The sequence below is a fragment of the Acidovorax sp. FW305-C-20-28 genome (assembly GCF_058783375.1).
Genome location: NZ_JBYSYM010000010.1, coordinates 191,268 through 198,148 on the forward strand (window position 1 = coordinate 191,268; position 6,881 = coordinate 198,148).

Annotated in this window: 7 protein-coding genes; 1 reads left to right on the forward strand and 6 read right to left on the reverse strand. The window is 66.8% G+C overall.

What is annotated here, in order from left to right; translation table 11 throughout:
• Positions 1–73 precede the first annotated feature (73 nt).
• The 5 genes from AC3WOH_RS14115 to AC3WOH_RS14135 form a co-directional block, all read right to left on the reverse strand.
• On the reverse strand, positions 74–1,564 hold the full coding sequence (locus AC3WOH_RS14115) for an ABC transporter substrate-binding protein (RefSeq protein ID WP_184859961.1): 1,491 nt from the start codon (positions 1,562–1,564) through the stop codon (positions 74–76).
• A gap of 96 nt (positions 1,565–1,660) precedes the next feature.
• Positions 1,661–2,548, reverse strand: a complete 888-nt coding sequence (locus tag AC3WOH_RS14120) for an ATP-binding cassette domain-containing protein (protein ID WP_492229932.1) — start codon at positions 2,546–2,548, stop codon at positions 1,661–1,663.
• The gene (locus AC3WOH_RS14125) at positions 2,545–3,585 is read right to left on the reverse strand and encodes an ABC transporter ATP-binding protein (RefSeq protein WP_492229933.1); all 1,041 of its coding nucleotides are present in this window, start codon (positions 3,583–3,585) and stop codon (positions 2,545–2,547) included. The genes AC3WOH_RS14120 and AC3WOH_RS14125 overlap by 4 nt, the downstream gene beginning before the upstream one ends.
• A gap of 55 nt (positions 3,586–3,640) precedes the next feature.
• The gene (locus AC3WOH_RS14130; RefSeq protein ID WP_184859968.1) at positions 3,641–4,525 is read right to left on the reverse strand and encodes an ABC transporter permease; all 885 of its coding nucleotides are present in this window, start codon (positions 4,523–4,525) and stop codon (positions 3,641–3,643) included.
• Positions 4,526–4,538: 13 nt separating this feature from the next.
• Entirely contained in the window at positions 4,539–5,501 is a 963-nt protein-coding gene (locus AC3WOH_RS14135; RefSeq protein WP_492229934.1) for an ABC transporter permease, read from the reverse strand.
• Positions 5,502–5,733: 232 nt separating this feature from the next.
• Here AC3WOH_RS14135 and AC3WOH_RS14140 point away from each other — a divergent pair, with 232 nt between their 5' ends.
• Positions 5,734–5,994, forward strand: a complete 261-nt coding sequence (locus tag AC3WOH_RS14140; protein WP_184859972.1) for a YfhL family 4Fe-4S dicluster ferredoxin — start codon at positions 5,734–5,736, stop codon at positions 5,992–5,994.
• Positions 5,995–6,077: 83 nt separating this feature from the next.
• On the opposite strand, the gene pth is transcribed toward AC3WOH_RS14140, so the two are convergent.
• The gene (gene pth, locus AC3WOH_RS14145; RefSeq protein ID WP_492229935.1) at positions 6,078–6,719 is read right to left on the reverse strand and encodes an aminoacyl-tRNA hydrolase; all 642 of its coding nucleotides are present in this window, start codon (positions 6,717–6,719) and stop codon (positions 6,078–6,080) included.
• Positions 6,720–6,881 lie beyond the last annotated feature (162 nt).

Genomic DNA, 6,881 nt, shown 5'->3' on the forward strand with positions numbered 1-6,881 from the left:
CACGGCAGCCAGGGGGAAAGGACGAGGGCCGCGGCGGCAACAGGGGGCTGCGCAGCCCCTGCCGCCGGCGTCGTCAGGCCCAGGACAGGGCCGAGATGTCGTTCACGAACACGGGCATGTCTTTCCACAGGCCCTTGAGGTTCTTGTTGGCCACCGTGATCCACTGGTTCTGGTACAGGAAGGCATGCACCGCATCCTGCGCGATCAGGCGCTGGGCGTCGCCCAGCAGGCGCGAGCGGTCGGCAGGGCGCGCCGCGTTCTTGATCTGGTTGAAGATCTCGTTGAACTTGGGCGAGTTGTAGCCCCAGTAGTAGTCGGGCTTGGCGAAGTTGCCCAGGTCGAATGGCTCCACGTGCGAGATGATGGTCAGGTCGTAGTTCTTGTTGCCGTAGGTGCCGCTGAGCCACTGGGCCCATTCCACGTTCTGCAGCTTGGCGGTGATGCCGATCTTGGCCAACTGGGCCGCGATCACCTCGCCACCCTGGCGCGCGTAGGGCGTGGGCGGCAGGGTCACGGTCAGTTCCAGCGGCGTCTTTACGCCGGCCTCGGCCAGCAGCTTCTTGGCCTTTTCCACGTCGTAGGGGTTCACGCCCGTGGTGTCCACGTAGCCGAAGGCTCCGGGCACGTAGTGGCTGCCGATGGGCGCGCCGTAGCCGTCGGCCGCGCCTTCAATCACGGCCTTGCGGTCCACGGCGGCAGCGATGGCGCGGCGCACGCGCACGTCGTCCAGCGGCTTCTTGGCGTTGTTGATGGCCAGGATGGTCTTGGCGCGCGAGCCGCTGACCACCACCTGGAAGCGCGGGTTGGACTTGAACTGCGCCACGCTGCGCGGCGTGACGCGCGGGAAGGCGTCCACATCACCGGCCAGCAGGGCGGCGACCTGGGCCGCCGGGTCGGAGATGAAGCGGAAGGTGGCGCGCTTGATCTTGATCGTGGCGGGGGCGCGGAAGCCGCTCCAGGCCGCCAGCACCACGGACGAGCCCTTGTTCCAGGCATTGAGCTGGTAGGGTCCGGTGCCCACGGGCTTGGTGGCATTGCCTTCGGCGCTCTTGGGCTCCACGATGATGGAGGTGGCCTGACCCAGGATGAACAGCAGGTCGGGGTCAATGTCCTTGTTGAGCACGACCACGGTGTAGTCGTCCACCACCTGCGTGGTGAGGTTGGCGAAGGTGCGCTTGTCCTTGTTGGTGCTCTTCTCGCCGCCCGCGCGGTCGTAGGAGAATTTCACGGCGGCGGCATTGAAGGGCTCGCCGTTCTGGAAGGTGACGCCGCGGCGCAGCTTGAAGGTGTAGGTCTTGAGGTCGGGCGAGACTTCCCAGCTCTCGGCCAGCAGGGGCGAGACGCTGCCGTCGGCGTTGATCTTGGTGAGCGTCTCGAAGATGTTGTACTGCACGATCTCGGCGATGGCCGAGGCGGCGCCGGCCGTCGGGTCCAGGCCTGGCGGTTCCAGCGTCATGGCCAGTACCACGGCATCCTTGCGGCCCTGGGCGAGGGCGCCGAAGGGGGTGGCCAGGGGGACGGTGGCGATGGCGCCAGTGGCAAGAACGGTACGGCGGTTCAGCATGTTCGGACTCTCCAGACAAAAAACCAGACGAAAGCCCCGGTGCAAATTGTTACCGGGGAGCACGGAAGCTTTTTACACCATTGGGGACATGTATGGTTATGCGTTTTGCGCCGCTGCGGCCGCCCGGGCCGCAGAGCGGCGCGCACGCGCCCGCCCGGGCTGCACCTGGGGCACGGCAGCCACCAGCGACTGCGTGTAGGGGTGCTGCGCATTGCGGAACAACTCGGCCGGCGAGCCGCGCTCGACGATGCGCCCCTGGTAGAGCACGACGACCTCGTCGCACAGGTGGTTGACCACCGCCAGGTCGTGGCTGATCAGCATGTAGGTGATGCCGAACTGCTGCTGCAGGTCCTGCATCAGGTTGAGCACCTGGGCCTGCACCGAGACGTCGAGTGCGCTCACCGGTTCGTCGGCCACGATGAGGCGCGGGCGCGTGATGAGGGCGCGCGCGATGGCGATGCGCTGGCGCTGGCCGCCCGAGAATTCGTGCGGGTACTTGTCCAGGTCGTTGGTGCGCAGGCCCACCTGGGCGAGCACCTGGCCGGCCTGCTCGCGCTGGGCTGCACGCGTGGTTTCGCCCTGGGCCTGCAGCGGTTCGGTGACGATGCGCTCCACGGTCTGGCGAGGGTCCAGCGAGCCATAGGGGTCCTGGAACACCATCTGGAAATCGCGCCGCGCATGGCGCAGTTCGGCCGGTGCCAGCGCATGCAGATTGCGCCCGAGCAGGTGCACCGTGCCCGAGGTGGGCGCGTCGAGTGCCATCACCGTACGCGCCAGGGTCGACTTGCCCGAGCCCGATTCGCCCACGATGCCCAGGCTGCGGCCCGAGGCGATGGAAAAGCTCACGCCATTGAGTGCGTGCACTTTGCCGGGTGGGCGCAGGACATGCTCGCGCGGCAGCGTGTATTCGCGCACGAGGTCCGTGACCTGGAGCAGGGGGCCGTTGGCCGTGGTGGCGGGCGGGGTCTGTGCGTGTGCGTTCATGCGGACACTCCCACGGCCGGGGCGGGCTGCTGTGCGCTGAGCGCCTGGGCGATGGCCTCGTGGCGCAGACAGCGCACGGCATGTTCGCCATCCTCGTCGCGGCCCACCACCTGGGCTGCCGGCCGCTCATGGTGGCAGATGTCGATGGTGTGGCTGCAGCGGCCGGCGAAGGGGCAGCCCGCAGGCAGGTCCACCAGCTCGGGCACGGTGCCCGCGATGGTGGACAGGCGTGGGCGCTCGCCGGGGGCGTGCACAGCACCGAGGTGCGGGCGTGCGGCGAACAGGCCGCGCGTGTAGGGATGGGCCATGGCCGAGAAGACCGAGGCGGTGGAGCCGCTTTCGACCACGCTGCCGCCGTACATCACGAGCATGCGGTCCACGTTCTGCGAGATCACGCCCAGGTCGTGCGAGATGAGGATCAGCGCCATGTTGCGCTCGGCCACCAGGTCGCTGATGAGGTCCAGGATCTGCTGCTGGATGGTCACGTCCAGTGCGGTGGTGGGTTCGTCGGCGATCAGCAGGTCCGGCCCGCAGGCCAGGGCCATGGCAATGGTGATGCGCTGGCGCTGCCCGCCCGAGAACTGGTGCGGGTAGGCATCGAAGCGCTGCGCCGCGTTGGGGATGCCCACGCGGTCGAGCAGGGAGATGGCTTCCTTGCGTGCGTCGGCCGCGCCCATGCCGCGGTGCAGGCGCAGTGGCTCGGCCACCTGGCGGCCGATGGTGTGCACCGGGTTCAGGGCCGTCATGGGCTCCTGGAACACCATGCCGATGCGGTTGCCGCGCATGCGGCACATCTGCGCATCGGTGCGGCCCACGAGCTCCTCACCGTCGAAGCGGATGCTGCCGCTGACCTGGGCACTCTCGGGCAAGAGGCCCATGAGCGACATGGCGGTGATGGACTTGCCACAACCCGATTCACCGATCAGGCCCAGGGTTTCGCCGCGTTCCAGGGCAAAGCTCACGCCGCGCACGGCGTCGGCAGGGCCCCGGTGGGTCTGCAGGCGGATCTGCAGGTTGGAGACTTCAAGCAAGGGCATGGCAGCAGGTACTCGTCTTCATCGTCGTCTTGGTCGTTCTTGCGGGCACTGCCAGTCACCGCTTGCGCGACAAGCGGGGATCGAGCAGGTCGCGCAGGCCGTCGCCCAGCAGGTTCAGGCCGAGCACGGCCAGTGCAATGGCCACGCCGGGCCATACGGCCAACAGCGGGGCCTGGAACATCAGCGTCTGCGCCTCGCTGAGCATGCGGCCCCACGAGGGCTGGGGCGGCTGCGTGCCCAGGCCCAGGTAGGACAGCGCGGCTTCGGCCAGGATGGCGATGGCGAACTGGATGGTGGCCTGCACGATCAGCACCGAGAGGATGTTGGGCAGCACATGTTCGATGGTGATGCGCCAACTGCCCTTGCCGCAGGCGCGGGAGGCCAGGATGTACTCGCGCGACCACACGGCATTGGCCGAGGCACGCGTGACGCGTGCGAAGGTCGGGATGTTGAAGATGCCGATGGCGATGATGGAGTTGACGATGCCCGCACCGAACACCGCCGTCATCATGATGGCCGAGAGGATGGCCGGAAAGGCGAAGGTGAAGTCCGCCAGGCGCATGATGAGTTCTTCCACCCAGCCGCGCTTGGCGGCTGCCAGCAGGCCCAGGGCGGTGCCGATGGTCAGGCCGATGCCGACGGCGATCACCCCCACCAGGATGGAGTTGCGCGCGCCCACGAGCAGCAGCGAGGCCACGTCGCGCCCGAAGGCATCGGTGCCCAGCCAGTGCGCCATGGAGGGCGGCTGCAGCTTCACGGCGAGGTCCATCTCATAGGGCGACCAGGGCGTCCAGACCAGGGACAGGCCGGCCGCGACAAGCAGCAGCAGCGACAGCACGGCACCGATGACGAAGCTGCGGTGGCGCAGTGCGCGGTGCCACCAGCCGGGGGCGGGTGCACCAGCGGGGCGGATGGATGGGGTGGTGGGGACGGCGCTCATGGGTTGTCGGGTCTCAGATGTCGCTGGCTTTGACGCGCGGGTCGATCACCGCGTAGAGGATGTCCACCACGAAGTTCACGATGACCACCATGGCGGCCAGCAGCATCACGCAGTTGCGCACCACAATCAGGTCGCGGTTGGAGATGGACTGGAAGATCAAACGCCCGAGGCCCGGCAGGTAGAACACGTTCTCGACCACGATGGTGCCGGCCAGCAGGTTGGCGAACTGCAGGCCCATCACGGTGATCACCGGGATCATGGCGTTGCGCAGCACATGGCTCCAGAGCGCGGCGCGCTGCGACAGGCCCTTGGCGCGTGCGGTGCGCACGAAATCCTCGCGCAGCACCTCGAGCACGGCCGAGCGCGTGATGCGCGCCAGGATGGCGGCCTGCACCACGGCCAGGGCAATGGCCGGCAGGAGCAGCGCCTTGAGGGCTTCGAGCGGGCTGCCGCCCGCGTCCTCGGTCCAGCCTGGGAAGCCGCCGGCCGAGAACCACTGCAGCTTCACCGAGAACAGCAGGATCAACAGGATGGCGAACCAGAAGTTGGGAATGGCGATACCGACCTGCGCCAGGCCCATCATGCCCACGTCACCGAGCTTGTTGTGGCGCGAGGCGGCGTACACGCCCGCGATCAATGCCAGCACCGTGGTGATCACCATGGCCATCAGCGCCAGTGGCACCGTGAGGGCCAGGCGTTCGAGCACCAGCTCCAGCACCGGGGTGCTGTAGGCGTAGCTGTTGCCCATGTCGCCCACCACCAGGCCGCTGATCCACTCCCAGTAGCGCTGCATGGCCGGCTGGTCCAGGCCCAGCTTGGTGGCCAGGGCCGCCACGGCATCGGGGGAGGCATCCGGCCCCATGAGCATCTGCGCCGCATTGCCCGGCAGGATCTCCAGCACTAGGAAGACGACGATGGAGGCGCCGATCAGCGTTGCCAGGAGGGTGATGAACCGCTTGAGGAAGAACAGTCCCATGGTGGGGTGTCGTGTGGGTGGTGTTGGTTGTGCGTGGCAGCCGGAGGGTGGGAATTTCCGGCGTCACAATTAATGTGTATACACAGCATAACGGCAAAAACACCCCCATCGGCGGTGTTGTGTTCCGGTGTGGCTCACAAGGTACATCCGGTTACCACGCGATAATATGCACCATGAAGCCCGCGCTGTCTCCTCTGTGTTCCATCGCACCCCGTGCGCAAGGGGGTGTGCCATGGCGCTGATGATCACCGATGAATGCATCAATTGCGACGTCTGCGAGCCGGAGTGCCCGAACGACGCGATCTACCTGGGCGAGGAGATCTATGAGATCGACCCGCACAAATGCACCGAGTGCGTGGGCCATTTCGACGAGCCGCAATGCGTGCAGATCTGCCCCGTGGCCTGCATCCCCGTGAATCCCCAGCATGTGGAAAGCCGCGAAACCCTGTGGCAGAAGTTCCAGCGCTTGCAGGCACCTCCAGCGCAGGCCTGATCACCTGGCAAGAACGGATATCCAAAACAAACAGCCCGCCAATTCATTGGCGGGCTGTTTGTTTCATGCCGTGCGCCAGCACCTCACTCCGGGGTGGGCGACTGTGGCTTGGTGGTGGCCAGTTCCGGTGGCCGTGGTGGCTTGGGGCGGGGCGGTTTCACGGTGTGGATCAGCAGTGTGGCCTTGTCCATCTCGCCCGCCAGCATGGCCGGGTAGGCCTTGACGGAGTGGGCGATGGAGTCTTCGATGGCCGTGCGCTGGTCGGGGGCGGGTTTTTTCAGCACCCAGTTGGCCACTTCGGACTTCACGCCCGGATGGCCGATGCCGATGCGCAGGCGCCAGTAGTCGGGCGAACCCAGTTGGGCGTGGATGTCGCGCAGGCCGTTGTGCCCCGCATGGCTGCCGCCGCGCTTGAGCTTGACCTGGCCGGGCGGGATGTCGAGTTCGTCGTGCACCACGAGGACTTCCTCGGGCGTGATCTTGAAGAAGCGGGCCAGCGAGGCGACCGACTTGCCCGACAGGTTCATGAAGGTCTGGGGCTGCAGCAGCCAGACGCTCTGGCCGTGCACGGTGGCGCGGGCGGCGAGGCCATGGTAGGAGCGCTCGGGCACCAGGTTCACCTTGAGCTCGCGCGCGAGGGCGTCGATCCACCAGAAGCCGGCGTTGTGGCGGGTGGCTTCGTAATCGGGGCCTGGGTTGCCCAGGCCGACAAACAGCTTGATCATGGGGTGGGATTATCGGGGGTGGGGTGGCTATCTTTGTGTGGCTCTTGGTGGTTGCCGTTGCCAGTGGTTGCTACATGCCTTTGTTGAGGGCGGGAGCCGGGATGTGCGCCCGGCGGCGCAGTAACTTTCTCTTGGGCCGCCAAGAGAAAGTCACCAAAGAGA